This window comes from Shigella sp. SIG6, assembly GCF_053555815.1.
The window spans coordinates 1-16,027 of sequence record NZ_JBQZXC010000084.1 but is presented as its reverse complement, the minus strand read 5'-3'; the positions used below and the strand labels follow the sequence as shown (position 1 = coordinate 16,027).

Annotated in this window: 12 protein-coding genes and 1 pseudogene; 6 read left to right on the top strand and 7 right to left on the bottom strand. The window is 50.7% G+C overall.

The window, feature by feature from the left end; all coding sequences use genetic code 11:
- The 4 genes from crfC to pmrR form a co-directional block, all read left to right on the top strand.
- Positions 1 to 1,706: clamp-binding protein CrfC (gene crfC / locus ACUU1M_RS13795; protein WP_449144677.1), on the top strand; the 1,706-nt coding region annotated here is incomplete at its 5' end.
- Entirely contained in the window at positions 1,703 to 2,581 is an 879-nt protein-coding gene (locus ACUU1M_RS13790) for a YjcZ-like family protein (RefSeq protein WP_000169147.1), read from the top strand. The genes crfC and ACUU1M_RS13790, both read left to right, overlap by 4 nt.
- A gap of 263 nt (positions 2,582 to 2,844) precedes the next feature.
- The gene (proP, locus tag ACUU1M_RS13785; protein ID WP_000919720.1) at positions 2,845 to 4,347 is read left to right on the top strand and encodes a glycine betaine/L-proline transporter ProP; all 1,503 of its coding nucleotides are present in this window, start codon (positions 2,845 to 2,847) and stop codon (positions 4,345 to 4,347) included.
- Positions 4,348 to 4,458: 111 nt separating this feature from the next.
- Entirely contained in the window at positions 4,459 to 4,548 is a 90-nt protein-coding gene (gene pmrR / locus ACUU1M_RS13780) for an LpxT activity modulator PmrR (protein WP_000797656.1), read from the top strand.
- Here pmrR and pmrB read toward each other — a convergent pair.
- The 7 genes and pseudogenes from pmrB to melR form a co-directional block, all read right to left on the bottom strand.
- Complete coding sequence (gene pmrB / locus ACUU1M_RS13775; RefSeq protein ID WP_001052135.1) at positions 4,524 to 5,624, bottom strand: two-component system sensor histidine kinase PmrB; 1,101 nt, start codon at positions 5,622 to 5,624, stop codon at positions 4,524 to 4,526. The genes pmrR and pmrB overlap by 25 nt on opposite strands.
- Positions 5,625 to 6,293 carry a two-component system response regulator BasR gene (basR, locus tag ACUU1M_RS13770; protein WP_000697923.1) on the bottom strand — a complete coding sequence of 223 codons (669 nt, stop codon included), beginning with the start codon at positions 6,291 to 6,293 and terminating at the stop codon, positions 5,625 to 5,627.
- Positions 6,290 to 7,933, bottom strand: a complete 1,644-nt coding sequence (eptA, locus tag ACUU1M_RS13765; RefSeq protein ID WP_152028983.1) for a phosphoethanolamine transferase EptA — start codon at positions 7,931 to 7,933, stop codon at positions 6,290 to 6,292. Before eptA ends, basR begins: the two co-directional genes overlap by 4 nt.
- Positions 7,934 to 8,036: 103 nt before the next feature.
- Complete coding sequence (gene adiC / locus ACUU1M_RS13760) at positions 8,037 to 9,362, bottom strand: arginine/agmatine antiporter (protein WP_000093177.1); 1,326 nt, start codon at positions 9,360 to 9,362, stop codon at positions 8,037 to 8,039.
- A gap of 136 nt (positions 9,363 to 9,498) precedes the next feature.
- Positions 9,499 to 10,260, bottom strand: a complete 762-nt coding sequence (gene adiY, locus ACUU1M_RS13755) for a DNA-binding transcriptional activator AdiY (RefSeq protein ID WP_001217059.1) — start codon at positions 10,258 to 10,260, stop codon at positions 9,499 to 9,501.
- Positions 10,261 to 10,584: 324 nt separating this feature from the next.
- Positions 10,585 to 12,852 (bottom strand): annotated as a pseudogene (gene adiA / locus ACUU1M_RS13750) (arginine decarboxylase).
- Between the two features lie 198 nt (positions 12,853 to 13,050).
- Positions 13,051 to 13,959 (bottom strand): transcriptional regulator MelR, encoded by a 909-nt coding sequence (gene melR / locus ACUU1M_RS13745; protein WP_001090765.1) that lies wholly within the window; start codon positions 13,957 to 13,959, stop codon positions 13,051 to 13,053.
- A gap of 282 nt (positions 13,960 to 14,241) precedes the next feature.
- Here melR and melA point away from each other — a divergent pair, with 282 nt between their 5' ends.
- Both melA and ACUU1M_RS13735 read left to right on the top strand, forming a co-directional pair.
- The gene (melA, locus tag ACUU1M_RS13740) at positions 14,242 to 15,597 is read left to right on the top strand and encodes an alpha-galactosidase (protein ID WP_000986607.1); all 1,356 of its coding nucleotides are present in this window, start codon (positions 14,242 to 14,244) and stop codon (positions 15,595 to 15,597) included.
- 102 nt (positions 15,598 to 15,699) lie between these two features.
- On the top strand, positions 15,700 to 16,027 hold a 328-nt coding region (locus tag ACUU1M_RS13735), incomplete at its 3' end, for an MFS transporter (protein WP_449144676.1).

The window sequence follows — 16,027 nt, the reverse complement described above, 5'->3', positions numbered from 1 at the left end:
TGGGTGCCCAGCCTATTTTTCATTGTCTGAAAAGTTTGAATGATTTAGTGCGACTGGCGAAGGCGCTGGACGTCGATTTTCCTTTTTCTGCTTACGCCGCCATTGAGCATATTCCCGTGATTGAAGTGGAGTTTGTCCATCTGGCGGGGCTGGAAAGTTATCCCGGTCAGTTGACGTTACTGGATACCCCCGGGCCAAATGAAGCCGGGCAACCGCATCTGCAAAAAATGCTTAACCAGCAGCTGGCACGCGCCTCGGCGGTACTGGCGGTGCTGGATTATACGCAACTGAAATCGATCTCCGATGAAGAGGTCCGTGAGGCGATTTTGGCGGTGGGGCAATCGGTGCCGCTGTATGTGCTGGTCAATAAGTTCGATCAACAGGATCGTAACAGTGACGACGCCGACCAGGTACGGGCACTGATTTCCGGGACGCTGATGAAAGGCTGTATTACGCCACAGCAGATATTCCCGGTGTCGTCGATGTGGGGCTACCTGGCGAATCGGGCGCGCTATGAGTTAGCCAACAACGGTAAGTTACCAGCGCCAGAGCAACAACGCTGGGTGGAAGATTTTGCCCATGCCGCGCTCGGCAGGCGCTGGCGTCATGCCGATCTGGCGGACCTCGAACATATTCGTCATGCTGCCGATCAGTTGTGGGAAGATTCGCTGTTCGCCCAGCCAATTCAGGCGTTGCTTCATGCCGCTTACGCTAACGCCTCATTGTATGCTCTGCGATCTGCTGCGCATAAACTGTTGAATTACGCGCAGCAGGCGCGGGAATACCTGGATTTTCGTGCGCACGGGTTAAACGTCGCTTGTGAACAATTGCGGCAAAATATCCATCAGGTCGAAGAAAGTTTGCAGCTATTGCAACTCAATCAGGCGCAGGTGAGCGGCGAGATTAAACATGAAATCGAGCTGGCCCTGACCTCCGCCAACCACTTTCTGCGTCAACAGCAAGATGCGGTGAATGCGCAGTTAGCCGCCTTGTTTCAGGATGATTCGGAGCCGTTAAGCGAGATTCGTACCCGCTGTGAGACACTGTTACAGACGGCGCAGAACACCATCAGTCGCGACTTTACGCTGCGTTTTGCCGAGCTGGAATCCACCCTTTGCCGGGTGTTAACCGATGTTATTCGCCCCATTGAGCAACAAGTCAAAATGGAATTGAGCGAGTCAGGGTTTCGTCCTGGGTTTCATTTTCCTGTTTTTCACGGCGTAGTTCCCCACTTCAACACTCGCCAGCTGTTCAGTGAAGTCATTTCGCGCCAGGAAGCAACGGACGAGCAGAGCACGCGTTTAGGCGTTGTGCGTGAGACTTTTTCGCACTGGTTGAATCAGCCCGACTGGGGACGGGGAAATGAGAAATCCCCGACAGAAACGGTTGATTACAGTGTGTTGCAACGAGCATTAAGCGCAGAAGTCGATCTCTATTGCCAACAAATGGCTAAAGTTCTGGCAGAGCAGGTCGATGAATCTGTTACGGCAGGCATGAATACTTTTTTCGCTGAGTTCGCTTCATGTTTGACAGAATTACAGACGCGTTTACGCGAAAGTCTGGCTCTGCGTCAACAAAATGAATCGGTGGTCAGGCTGATGCAGCAGCAATTGCAGCAGACTGTGATGACTCACAGCTGGATTTACACCGACGCTCAGCTGTTACGCGATGATATTCAAACACTTTTCACGGCAGAACGATATTGACCAAGACGTTACTGGACGGCCCCGGTCGCGTGCTGGAGTCGGTTCATCCGCGCTTTTTAGTGGATCTGGCGCAGGGCGATGATGCCCGCCATCCTCAAGCCCATCAGCAGCAGTTTCGTGAACGACTGATGCAGGAACTTCTTTCGCGTGTGCAGCTTCAGACATGGACGAACGGCGGCATGTTAAATGCGCCGCTTAGCCTGCGACTGACAATGGTGGAAAAACTGGCGTCGATGCTGGATCCCGGTCATCTGGCGCTGACGCAGATCGCGCAGCATCTGGCGCTGCTGCAAAAAATGGATCACCGCCAGCACTCTGCTTTCCCGGAGCTCCCCCAGCAAATTGCCGCCTTGTATGAGTGGTTTTCAGCCCGTTGTCGCTGGAAGGAAAAGGCGTTAACGCAACGAGGCCTACTGGTGCAGGCAGGTGATCAGAGCGAGCAAATTTTTACCCGCTGGCGTGCTGGGGCGTATAACGCCTGGTCGTTGCCTGGGCGCTGTTTTATCGTTCTGGAGGAGTTGCGCTGGGGTGCATTTGGCGATGCCTGCCGTCTGGGAAGCCCGCAAGCGGTGGTGTTGTTGCTGGGTGATTTGCGCGAGAAGGCGACACAACATCTGGCAGAGAGTATCAATGCGGCACCGACCACGCGTCACTATTACCATCAGTGGTTTGCCTCTTCGACCGTTCCGACGGGCGGGGATCATGCTGATTTTTTAAGTTGGCTGGGAAAGTGGACCACGGCAGATAAACAACCCGTTTGCTGGTCAGTGACCCAACGCTGGCAAACTGTCGCGCTGGGGATGCCACGACTCTGTTCAGCGCAGCGTTTGGTGGGGGCAATGGTCGAGGAAATCTTCTCTGTAAATTTGGCGTAAATAATCAGTTACATCAATGAGTCCTAAACGAAATCCATGTGTGAAGTTGATCACAAATTTAAACACTGGTAGGGTAAAAAGGTCATTAACTGCCCAATTCAGGCGTCAACTGGTTTGATTGTACATTCCTTAACCGGAGGGTGTAAGCAAACCCGCTACGCTTGTTACAGAGATTGCATCCTGCAATTCCCGCTCCCCTTTTGCGGCCGTCGCGCTGATTTTTCTGGCGTTTGCGGAAATGGGCCAACTCTGCGAGGAAAGCTATGCTGAAAAGGAAAAAAGTAAAACCGATTACCCTTCGTGATGTCACCATTATTGATGACGGTAAACTGCGTAAAGCCATTACCGCAGCATCACTGGGTAATGCAATGGAATGGTTTGATTTTGGTGTTTATGGTTTTGTTGCTTACGCATTAGGTAAAGTTTTTTTCCCGGGGGCTGACCCCAGCGTGCAGATGGTTGCTGCACTTGCCACTTTCTCCGTTCCCTTTCTGATTCGACCGCTTGGCGGACTCTTCTTTGGTATGTTGGGCGATAAATATGGTCGCCAGAAGATCCTCGCTATCACTATTGTGATTATGTCGATCAGTACGTTCTGTATTGGCTTAATACCGTCCTACGACACGATTGGTATTTGGGCACCGATTCTGCTGTTGATCTGTAAGATGGCACAAGGTTTCTCGGTCGGTGGTGAATATACCGGGGCGTCGATATTTGTTGCGGAATACTCCCCTGACCGTAAACGTGGCTTTATGGGCAGCTGGCTGGACTTCGGTTCTATTGCCGGGTTTGTGCTGGGCGCGGGCGTGGTGGTGTTAATTTCGACCATTGTCGGCGAAGCGAACTTCCTCGACTGGGGCTGGCGTATTCCGTTCTTTATTGCTCTGCCGTTAGGGATTATCGGGCTTTACCTGCGCCATGCGCTGGAAGAAACTCCGGCGTTCCAGCAGCATGTTGATAAACTGGAACAGGGCGACCGCGAAGGTTTGCAGGATGGCCCGAAAGTCTCGTTTAAAGAGATTGCCACTAAATACTGGCGCAGCCTGTTGACATGTATTGGTCTGGTAATTGCCACCAACGTGACTTACTACATGTTGCTGACCTATATGCCGAGTTATTTGTCGCATAACCTGCATTACTCCGAAGACCACGGGGTGCTGATTATTATCGCCATTATGATCGGTATGCTGTTTGTCCAGCCGGTGATGGGCTTGCTGAGTGACCGTTTTGGCCGTCGTCCGTTTGTGCTACTTGGTAGTGTTGCACTGTTTGTGTTGGCGATCCCGGCGTTTATTCTGATTAACAGTAACGTCATCGGCCTGATTTTTGCCGGGTTACTGATGCTGGCGGTGATCCTTAACTGCTTTATGGGCGTTATGGCTTCTACCTTGCCAGCGATGTTCCCGACGCATATCCGTTACAGCGCGCTGGCGGCGGCATTTAATATTTCGGTGCTGGTTGCCGGTCTGACGCCAACACTGGCGGCCTGGCTGGTCGAAAGCTCGCAGAATCTGATGATGCCTGCCTATTACCTGATGGTAGTGGCGGTGATTGGTTTAATCACCGGCGTAACCATGAAAGAGACGGCAAATCGTCCGTTGAAAGGTGCGACACCGGCGGCGTCAGATATACAGGAAGCGAAGGAAATTCTCGTCGAGCATTACGATAATATCGAGCAGAAAATCGATAATATTGACCACGAGATTGCCGATTTGCAGGCGAAACGTACCCGCCTGGTGCAGCAACATCCGCGAATTGATGAATAAGCTGAAACGGATGGCCTGATGTGACGCTGTCTTATCAGGCCAATTGAACTCTTAAGGTTCACTTAATCTCTGACGCGCATACTCTCCTCCAGGTTAACGGAGGAGAGTGCAATGAAAAACCGTGTTTATGAAAGTTTAACTACCGTGTTCAGCGTGCTGGTGGTCAGCAGCTTTCTTTATATCTGGTTTGCCACGTTCTGATCTTTCTTCAGCCGTACCCAGGCCCGCGTCCCGGAAGTCTCTTGCCGGTTTTGCAGGAAAAACTGCCCGTGATGCAACTGTGTAATGCGGCTGACAATACTTAACCCCAGACCAATCCCGCCATAACGGCTGTCCATACGTACAAACGCTTTACTAAACTCCCCGCATTTACTCTCATCAATACCTGGTCCTTCATCTTCAACTGCCATGACCGCTCCGCCATCTTCTTGCAGCTTAATCATAATGTTGCTGCCTTGTGGGCTGTAACGATGGGCGTTTTCTACCAGGTTTCGCAATAACATCCGCAGCAGGGTTGCATCACCCTGAACGGTGATGTCGGCGGCGCTCTCTGGCAATAGCAGGGTTTGCTGTCGCTGGTCGAGCATGGTACTGAGTTCGTCATACGAGGGGAGAATGACATCTTCCAGCAGTTTTACATGTTGATAATTACCGGAAGAAAATGACTGTCCGGCACGCGCCAGTTGCAGCAGCTGGGAGACGCTCTCCATCATCTGATCAAGCCGTGCCACTAACGGTGCTACATCAATGTGATGCGTTTTCGCCAGCAGTTCCAGATGCAAACGCACCCCCGCCAGTGGCGTTCGCAGTTCGTGCGCGACGTCAGCGGTAAACAACCTTTCGTTATCCAGCGTGCTGGTCAGGCGACTGACCAGATCGTTCAACGCCGAAACCACCGCTTCGATTTCGAGGGTGGCGCTGTGAATGGCAATGGGCGTTAAGTTGTCGGCGGTGCGCGCTTCCAGCTCTTTTTGCAGCTCCGCCAGCGGGCGGGTGATGCGGCGTACCGCCTGATAGCAGATAAATAGCGTCAGGCTGACCATAAAGACGCCGGGGACAATCAGGCTGGCGACCGCCTCGCGGATCTCACGCATGATGTGGCGATCGTTGTTGCGATTGTCGCGTAGCGCCTGCTCAAACAGCTGAATCTGCTCGGTACTTTCATGCCATAGCCAGAAGACGCTGATCAGCTCAAACACCAACAAAATGGCCCCGATGGTCAATATCAGCCGTTGGCGCAGCGATATTGGTCGGCGCAGAAAACGCATCAGATTCAATTAGTTTTCCTCATTCGCGACCAGCATATAGCCAAAGCCGCGCACGGTGCGGATACGGGCTTTGCCCACTTTGTCGCGCAGATTGTGGATATGCACTTCCAGGGTGTTGGTCGAGGGTTCATTGTCCCAGTTATAGATGTCGTTGTAGAGAATTTCCCGATGTACCGGACTGCCTGCTTTGAGCATTAACCGTGACAGCAGAGCATATTCTTTGGGCGTCAGAATCAACTCTTCACCGCCCATCCATACCTGACGGCGACCCATATTCAGCGTCAGATTGCCAACAATCAGCTCACTTTCGCCCTGATTATTATGGCGTCGTAGCAGGGCGCGGATACGGGCGTGTAACTCTTCCAGCGCAAAAGGCTTCACCAGATAGTCATCGGCACCGACATCCAGCCCGGCGATTTTGTCGGTCAGCGTATCGCGAGCGGTGAGGATCAGTACCGGCAGGGTGTATTTTTTCTGCCGGATACGGGCGAGAAAATGCAGTCCATCTTCGTCGGGTAACCCTAAATCCAGTACCACCAGGCTGTAATGACCGTCCTCAAGGCTTTGTTCCGCCATCCGCGCGGTTGTCACGCCATCGCACGCGTAGCCTTCGGTTTGCGCCGCCAGAATCAGTCCCTGCAATAACAGCGTATCGTCTTCAACAATCAGAATTTTCATTTACTCACTCTCCTGCAAGTTTGCAGAATATCATCCGCGGCCTGGTAATACTTCGTCTCAACGCCAGTTAATCCCAATAGCGTGGAGAATAAATTGTCTTGTGAATAGTGTTGCGTTTGCGCCTGTTTTTGCAGGCAGTTCTGGTCAACCTGATACCGCTTTTGATAATCCTCCGACAGCCACAGCAGCATTGGCACCTGTTTTTGGCTATCCGGGGCGATGGCATAAGGCAGACCGTGCAGATAGATGCCATTTTCACCTAACGATTCACCGTGGTCAGAAAGATAAACCAGGCTGGTGGTAAATTTATCCTGATGTTCTTTAAGCAGATTAATCGCTTTATCAACAATATAGTCGACGTAAACCAGCGTGTTGTCGTAAGTGTTCACCAGTTGCTCTTTGGTACAGGTCTGGATCTCATTGGTGTCGCAGGTTGGGGTAAATTTCCTGAACTGCGGCGGATAGCGGTTGTAATAGGTCGGACCGTGGCTGCCGATGGTGTGTAAGACAATCACGCCATCACCCTGCAGGTTATTGATGTACTCTTCCAGCCCGTGGAACAGCACTTCGTCATAGCATTCGCCGTTGATGCACTGATCAGGCAGATTCAGCGCGGTGACGTTCTGGTGAGGCACGCGGTCGCAGGCACCTTTACAGCCGCCATCGTTGTCATTCCACAGCACGTTGATGCCCGCTCGCTGAATGATATCCAGCACGCCTTCCTGGTGCTGTGCCAGCTCTTCTTTGTAGTGCTCACGCGGCATATCCGAGAACATGCACGGTACTGAAACTGCCGTTGCCGTGCCGCAAGATGCGGTATTAGGGAAATAGACCACGTTATCTTTCGCCAGCCGCGGGTTAGTTTCACTCGGGTAGCCGTTGAGGGAGAAGTTCTCCGCCCGCGAGGTTTCGCCGACAATCAGGATGGTCAAATTTTTACGTTTTTCGTTCTGCATTAACGGGTTGCGGTGCGCGTCTTCACCAATTCGCACCAGCGGCAGATTTGCCAGTCGCTGATGGGAGTACCATGACCAGCTGGCAACAATGCTGTTAGAGGGGCTTAAGGATTTCACCAGCTCTTTGTTATTGCGGAACAACGAGGCGTAGTCTTTATAAAACAGTGCGGCGACCAGCAAAATCAGCAGTACAGAAACCAGAATATTGGCTCCACGGAAAAGAACACTGCGCAGACGCGAGGTGGCAGGTTTGATTTTTAGCCAGCAGGCAATCAGCGCAGCAAGCACGCCGCTGAATCCCAGCGTTAATAACATTTGCGGTGTCATCAGCGCATAACTTTCTGCTGGAGTGGTATCAATAATATTGGCAATCATCGAGCGGTCGATGACGATGCCGTAAGTCATTATGAAATATTGTGCAGCCGCGCCAACCAGAATAAACAGGCAGGCCAGTGGTCGATTAAGCCATAAGAAAGAGCTTAGTGTCAGGACAATATTAATCACGCTGAAAGCGACGACCGGCATCGACAAGAAAACCAGTACGTTATGCAGCGAATCCAGCGGCAGCGCCTGCAACACCTGTTTAAAAAAGGCAATATTCAGGCAGATAGAGATATAAAAAGCGGCCAACAATAGCCAGGCGAGTAAATTCAAAGAGGGTCTTTTTAGTAGGCGCTTCAACATCACGGTGTTTCCATCGAACAAAGTGCGCATATGCTCGCAAAGCAAAATTAAGCCAACCTTAAGTTCTTAAGGTTGGCTTTTATGTTTGCTGGATTAAGGGGAATTAATCTTTGCTTATTGGTGCATCTAAGGGATACGGGTTTTTATGTAGCCGGTTGTAATTCAGCGCATACATGGCGGTGATGACCATCAGGGTGACAAATGACCACATAACCTCTTTCGCCCCGGACCCCACCACGGCCCAAATGCAGTAGAGGAAGGCAATGGTAGTAACAGCCAGATATGCCGGGCGTGCTTTACCAAAGTGACCGTGGCCGAGCAGCAGTAACGCCGCACAGGTGTAAAGATATGGCACCAGTGTAAAGATGACCGAGACGGAAGAAACCAGACCGAACTCTTTGGTCGCGTTTGGTGAAATGCTGCTGAGCTGGAAGATGGTCATCAAAATACCGACGATAATCAGCCCCGCCACTGGCGTACCCGCTTTATTTACACGGGCAAAAATCGGTGGGAACAGTCCGTCATCGGCAGCGGCTTTCGCCGTTTGACCCGCCAGCAACGTCCAGCCGCCCAGTGAACCTAAGCAACCCGCAGCTGCGCAGAAGGAAACAATGGCCCCAGCGGTGTCACCCAACGCCATCCGTGCGGCATCACCGAATGGCGAGGCAGAAACGCGCAGTGCGGCATTAGGGATCATCCCCATAATCGCGGTGGTGGAGAGCACATAGCAAACGGCGGCAATCAATACCCCACCAATGGTGGCGATAGGGACATTGCGTTTCGGGTTTTTCACCACACCTGCGGCAACGGAGGCACTTTCCACACCGATGAACGACCACAGCGTAACGTTAAGGGTACTTTGAATCGCACCGAAGGTGACGTTCCATGCCGCCATATAGGTTTCACCACGGAACCAGAACCAGCCAAATACGGCAATCCCGACGATGGGGATCAGCGCCAGCACAGTGGCAACGGCCTGCACGCGGGTGATCATTTTCGGACCGACAATGTTCAGCAGGACGAAGATCCACAGCACCACGACGCAGGTGATGGTTAATACCAATGGATCTTTCAGAATCGGGAAGAAGTAACTTAAATATCCTACGCCAATGACCACCATGGCGATATTGCCGATCCAGCAGGCCAGCCAGTAGAGGACGTTGGTTTGATAACCGAGAAACGGGCCAAAGCAGCGGCGGGCGTAAGCGTAAGAACCACCAGGACTTGGGTCGAGGAACGACATTTTGGCGTATACCATCGAGAGCCCCAGCGCACCGATAATCGTCACCAACCATCCATAAATGGCAATCCCGCTAGTGGAGGCCAGGTTTGCAGGTAACAGAAAAACACCTGACCCCATAATATTCCCCGACACCATCAGGGTGACGGGGATTAAGCCCACTTTGTGAGCATCAGCATCCGAAGACATAATTAAACTCCTGCGAAGGCGAGCTTCGTGACAATAAATTACGTCATATCATACGCCTGCATTCGATAGTTGAATTATTATCGACCGGGTTATCGCTGATGCCGTTATTAATATAGCTCTTCGTTAAGGTTAAAAATCAGGCGACAGTGCGTTCTCTGTGCTGACTAACATAATGCAGCGGCGTCATACCGTAGAAGTCTTTAAAGACAGAAATAAAGTACGACGTACTGTTGTAGCCGCAGGACTGTGATACCTGAGAGATATTTTTACCGTCCATCATTAATTCATTTACGGCATAACGCATGCGGCAGGTGGTGATTATTTGGCTATAACTGGTGTTTTCGCTTTTCAACTTTTTCTTTAACAGACTTGGGCTAAGACATAAACAACTGGCTACCATACTAAGATTCCAGTCTTTGTGAATATCGCTTTCAATAATTTGATAAACGCTGTCACTTACACAATTACGTAACATATACATCATTAATGAAAGGAATTTTTTACTGTCGAGAAAACGGGATAGCACAGTGAATAATAATGCGCGTGTTCGTTCCTTTTCTGACTCAGTTTCTGCGGGCATCATGCTGTGTTGCGCGGCAACGCGAAAGACGTCTGGCGTCAGGCATGGCAGGGTGAGTATGGGCGTAGCGCTACGTTGCCATACTGGTATTTGCGAGAGATCTTTATTCAGAAACCGGAGGTAATCTTTGATGATGTCGTGACTAATATGAGCAACCAAAGTGTTGTTAAGAGAGGAGACGTCGATAATATTATTTTCACAATTTAATAACGCCATATGGTTAGCTTTAAGGCTAATAGGTTCTTTCCCATTCACCCTTATCCAGACATCTTTTTCAGTCAATAAAACAATACAAGGTTGGTCGCTGCAAATCCTCATACATGTACTCCTGAGTGCGAATAAAAGACCAGTTCTCGCTAAAGCAAAGCGATACCGGGAAATGGTTATATAATTGTATAATGAATATAAACATGCATAAAAATAACGAGTTTTACTAATATTACAAATTTTTATAGTAATTTCTCATGTACATATTTTTTTACAGGATAAATAACAGGCAAAAAAAAGCGCGGGGTGGGGCCGCGCAAAAAGTATGACATTTTTGTTTGCAGCAATTTTTATGAAAACGTTGCCATACTCAAAAGGCCTAAGGCCAGGCGGCGTAATGTTATTTAAACAATTACGCCTTCAGCGGAATAGTGGTTACGCTTTCACGCACATAACGTGGTAAATACCGTCAATAATTTCAGTCCCTTCAGTTTCGTGTTCAAATCCAGGGAAATGGTGGTCCCAGGATTGCAGCGAGCGTAAATAACTTACTTGCGGACTGTTTTTATCGCCGAAGTTTTCACCAGACAGCAGCATCGGGATTCCTGGCGGATACGGGATAACTGAGTTTGCCGCGATGCGTCCTGGCAGATTTTCAATGGATACCAGTTCGACATTGTTGTCGACAATCGCGTTGTACGCTTCACGCGGGGTGATTTCCGCCACCGGCAGGCCGGAATAGGCTTCGTTCAACCGTGCGCCAGGGTTGTTTTCTTTCAGCCAGGCAAACATGGTGTCACCCAGATCGTGAATCCCCATGTTCGCGTAAGTGTCAGGATATTGTTCAACAAGTTCCGGCATCACCTGCGCCAGCGGTGTGTTGGCGTCATAGTGGCGTTTGAAGGAGCAAAGGGTGTTAACCAGAGTCCCCCATTTCCCACGGGTTACGCCCATAGAGAACAGGAACATAATTTGGAAGTCAGTGGTGCGGGTAGGCACAATGCCGTGGCGACCAAGCCAGGCAGTGACCAGCGCCGCCGGAACATCGGTTTCTTCCAGTTCACCATCTTCACCCATTCCCGGAGCAAGGATGCTGACTTTAATTGGGTCGAGCATACTCCAGTTATCCGGAATATCTTTGAAGCCGTGCCAGCTTTCGCCCGGATGCATTACCCAGCAGTCCTGAACGGTGGTCAGCAGTTTGGTTGGTGCGTCAGCAAAGTCATAGGTTTTGCCGGTTTGTGGGTCGGTGACGACTTCTTTGTTCCACGGTTTGAAGAACCAGCTACCGTCAGCGGTGAACTCTTTATATAGCCGCGCCATCGCCTGACGGAAATCAACCGCTTCGTCAATCACTTCCTGTGTCAGTGACAGGCCGCTGTTGCCGTCCATCATCGACACCGCCACGTCGTTGGATGCGCAGATGGCATACAGCGGGGAGGTGGTGGCATGCATCATGTAGGCCTGGTTGAAGCGGGAGAAGTTAATCGCCCCACGACCTTCACGTACATGAATATAAGAAGCCTGTGACAGTGCATTCAGCAGTTTGTGGATGGAGTGGGTGGCGAAAACGGTAGGACCGTTGTGATCGCCAGGTTCGCCGCGCATGGCATAGTGATCGGCATAGATCGGGTTGAAACGTGCATAGCCGTACCAAGCTTCGTCAAAGTGCAGACGATCGGAGGTTTTTTCCAGCAGATCCTGCGCTTCTTTAGCGTTATAACACACGCCGTCATAGGTGCAGTTGGTTACCACGCAGTAAGACGGTTTTTGCCCGGCTTTGTCTTTGGTCAGCGGGCTTTCACTGATTTTCTTTTGCAAGGTTTCAGGTTGCATTTCCTGCGGATAGATTGGCCCGATAATGCCGTAGCGGTTGCGGCTTGGCACCATATAGACCGGTTTCGCGCCTGTCAGCATCAAACCTTGTTCGATGGATTTATGGCAGTTACGGTCAACGACCACGACATCGTTATCGGTCATGCAAGCCTGCATGATGGTGCGGTTAGAGCCGGAAGTACCGACGACTACCGACTAGGAGCGATCGGCACCAAATACGCGTGCGGCATATTTTTCGCTTTCGCCAAATGCGCCAGTATGGTCAAGCAAAGAACCGAGGGAAGTTCGTTCGATGCCCATGTCGGTGCGGAACAGATTTTCACCATAGTAGTCATGGTAGAAACGTCCGGCGGGTGTTTTGGTAAAACCAACGCCGCCCTGGTGGCCTGGCGCTGCCCAGGAATATTCATGGATGTCACTATATTTCATCAGCGCGCTGAACAGTGGCGGCAACAGCTGCTGGCGGTAGCGGGTCATCGCGGCAACGGCGCGTCCGGCGATAAAGTCGGCGGTATCTTCCAGAATCCAGGCGAATTCATCGACAAGCTCCAGCAGATCCCGGTCCATTGCGGCGAGGGCTTTTTCCCGATCGCCCAACAGGAAGACCGGCACGTTTTGTTGGCTCTCATGAAGCTTACCGATCAATTGTCTGACGTTTTGATGTTCGTCCGGATGTTCCATTTGATAGCTGAACATCAGGCAGTCAATGGCTTCGTTTGAAGAGAGAATGGCAAAACCATCACCAAAGGAGGTGGATTTAATCACGGTAACATTTTGCTGGCTTAAAGCATCTGCCAGACGCTCAACGGCGTTACCGACCCAGGTGTCTTGATGGAGAAACTCGCTTTCAACAATTAATACTTTCATCATTGCTTACCCGGTTATGAAGGAATCTTCGTTGCGGGCAAGTATCTTCCGGCCTTTTCGGGCTGTAAAGCGCGTGAAAAACAAACATTTTTGAAATATTTAGTTTTATAAACAATACGTTATGTGATTATTTTAAATTATTTTCACTGCTTATTATCGACGGCTAAACTATTTTTTTGGCTGATACTGATATCGTCTTTAGCCGGGAAACGTCTGGCGGCGCTGTTGGCTAAGTTTGCGGTATTGTTGCGGCGACATGCCGACATATTTGCCGAACGTGCTGTAAAAACGACTACTTGAACGAAAGCCTGCCGTCAGGGCAATATCGAGAATACTTTTATCGGTATCGCTCAGTAACGCGCGAACGTGGTTGATGCGCATCGCGGTAATGTACTGTTTCATCGTCAATTGCATGACCCGCTGGAATATCCCCATTGCATAGTTGGCGTTAAGTTTGACGTGCTCAGCCACATCGTTGATGGTCAGCGCCTGATCATAGTTTTCGGCAATAAAGCCCAGCATCTGGCTAACATAAAATTGCGCATGGCGCGAGACGCTGTTTTTGTGTGTGCGCGAGGTTTTATTGACCAGAATCGGTTCCCAGCTAGAGAGGCTAAATCGCTTGAGCATCAGGCCAATTTCATCAATGGCGAGCTGGCGAATTTGCTCATTCGGACTGTTTAATTCCTGCTGCCAGCGGCGTACTTCAAACGGGCTAAGTTGCTGTGTGGCAAGTGATTTGATCACCATGCCGTGAGTGACGTGGTTAATCAGGTCTTTATCCAGCGGCCAGGAGAGAAACAGATGCATCGGCAGATTAAAAATCGCCATGCTCTGACAGGTTCCGGTATCTGTTAGTTGGTGCGGTGTACAGGCCCAGAACAGCGTGATATGACCCTGATTGATATTCACTTTTTCATTGTTGATCAGGTATTCCACATCGCCATCGAAAGGCACATTCACTTCGACCTGACCATGCCAGTGGCTGGTGGGCATGATATGCGGTGCGCGAAACTCAATCTCCATCCGCTGGTATTCCGAATACAGCGACAGCGGGCTGCGGGTCTGTTTTTCGTCGCTGCTGCACATAAACGTATCTGTATTCATGGATGGCTCTCTTTCCTAGAATATCAGAATTATGGCAGGAGTGAGGGAGGATGACTGCGAGTGGGAGCACGGTTTTCACCCTCTTCCCAGAGGGGCGAGGGGACTGTCCGAGCATCATGAGGCCGAAAACTCTACTTTTCAGGTAATTTATTCCCATAAACTCAGATTTACTGCTGCTTCACGCAGGAGCTGAGTTTATGGGAATGCTCAACCTGGAAGCCGGAGGTTTTCTGCAGATTCGCCTGCCATGATGAAGTTATTCAAGCAAGCCAGGAGATCTGCATGATGTCTGCACCCAAAATTACATTTATCGGCGCTGGTTCGACGATTTTCGTTAAAAATATTCTTGGTGATGTGTTCCATCGCGAGGCGCTGAAAACGGCGCATATTGCCCTGATGGACATTGACCCCACCCGCCTGGAAGAGTCGCATATTGTGGTGCGTAAGCTGATGGATTCAGCAGGGGCCAGCGGCAAAATCACCTGCCACACCCAACAGAAAGAAGCCTTAGAGGATGCCGATTTTGTCGTGGTGGCATTTCAGATTGGCGGTTATGAACCTTGCACGGTGACTGATTTCGAGGTCTGTAAGCGGCATGGTCTGGAACAAACCATTGCCGATACGTTGGGGCCGGGCGGTATTATGCGCGCGCTACGTACCATTCCGCATCTGTGGCAAATTTGCGAGAACATGACGGAAGTCTGCCCCGATGCCACCATGCTCAACTATGTTAACCCAATGGCGATGAATACCTGGGCGATGTATGCCCGCTATCCGTATATCAAACAGGTCGGGCTGTGCCATTCGGTGCAGGGAACGGCGGAAGAGCTGGCGCGTGACCTCAATATCGACCCGGCTACGCTGCGTTACCGTTGCGCAGGTATCAACCATATGGCGTTTTACCTGGAGCTGGAGCGCAAAACCGCCGACGGCAGTTACGTGAATCTCTACCCGGAACTGCTGGCGGCTTATGAAGCAGGGCAGGCACCGAAGCCAAATATTCATGGTAATACTCGCTGCCAGAATATTGTGCGCTACGAAATGTTCAAAAAGCTGGGCTACTTCGTCACGGAATCGTCAGAACATTTTGCCGAATATACGCCGTGGTTTATTAAGCTAGGTCGTGAGGATTTGATTGAGCGTTATAAAGTACCGCTGGATGAGTACCCGAAACGCTGCGTCGAGCAGCTGGCGAACTGGCATAAAGAGCTGGAGGAGTATAAAAACGCCTCCCGGATTGATATTAAACCGTCACGGGAATATGCCAGCACAATCATGAACGCTATCTGGACTGGCGAGCCGAGTGTGATTTACGGCAACGTCCGTAACGATGGTTTGATTGATAACCTGCCACAAGGATGTTGCGTGGAAGTAGCCTGTCTGGTTGGTGCTAATGGCATTCAGCCGACCAAAGTCGGTACGCTACCTTCGCATCTGGCCGCCCTGATGCAAACCAACATCAACGTACAGACGCTGCTGACCGAAGCTATTCTTACGGAAAATCGCGACCGTGTTTACCACGCCGCGATGATGGACCCGCATACTGCCGCCGTGCTGGGCATTGACGAAATATATGCTCTTGTTGACGACCTGATTGCCGCCCACGGCGACTGGCTGCCAGGCTGGTTGCACCGTTAAAACGCGACTAAACGCTACTGCGCCGGGGGATTTATTCCGGCGCACACCTCTGACGATACCAATAACAGAAGGCGGGCGTTGGTAACAGCGACCCGATACCCTATGAGCATTTCAATGACTACAAAACTCAGTTATGGATTTGGAGCGTTCGGGAAGGATTTTGCGATCGGCATTGTGTATATGTACCTCATGTATTACTACACCGATGTCGTCGGGCTGTCTGTGGGTTTGGTCGGTACTTTGTTTCTGGTGGCGAGGATCTGGGATGCTATTAACGATCCGATTATGGGATGGATTGTAAATGTTACGCGATCGCGATGGGGTAAGTTCAAACCCTGGATCCTGATCGGTACGTTGGCAAACTCTGTAATCTTATTTCTCCTCTTTAGTGCGCATCTGTTTGAAGGTACTACTCAGATTGTCTTTGTTT

Coding starts and splice junctions, on each gene's coding strand:
- eptA (WP_152028983.1), bottom strand. CDS start 7,933: ATGTTGAAGCGCCTACTAAAAAGACCCTCTTTGAATTTACTCGCCTGG.
- melA (WP_000986607.1), top strand. CDS start 14,242: ATGATGTCTGCACCCAAAATTACATTTATCGGCGCTGGTTCGACGATT.
- melR (WP_001090765.1), bottom strand. CDS start 13,959: ATGAATACAGATACGTTTATGTGCAGCAGCGACGAAAAACAGACCCGC.
- proP (WP_000919720.1), top strand. CDS start 2,845: ATGCTGAAAAGGAAAAAAGTAAAACCGATTACCCTTCGTGATGTCACC.
- adiY (WP_001217059.1), bottom strand. CDS start 10,260: ATGAGGATTTGCAGCGACCAACCTTGTATTGTTTTATTGACTGAAAAA.
- basR (WP_000697923.1), bottom strand. CDS start 6,293: ATGAAAATTCTGATTGTTGAAGACGATACGCTGTTATTGCAGGGACTG.
- adiC (WP_000093177.1), bottom strand. CDS start 9,362: ATGTCTTCGGATGCTGATGCTCACAAAGTGGGCTTAATCCCCGTCACC.
- pmrR (WP_000797656.1), top strand. CDS start 4,459: ATGAAAAACCGTGTTTATGAAAGTTTAACTACCGTGTTCAGCGTGCTG.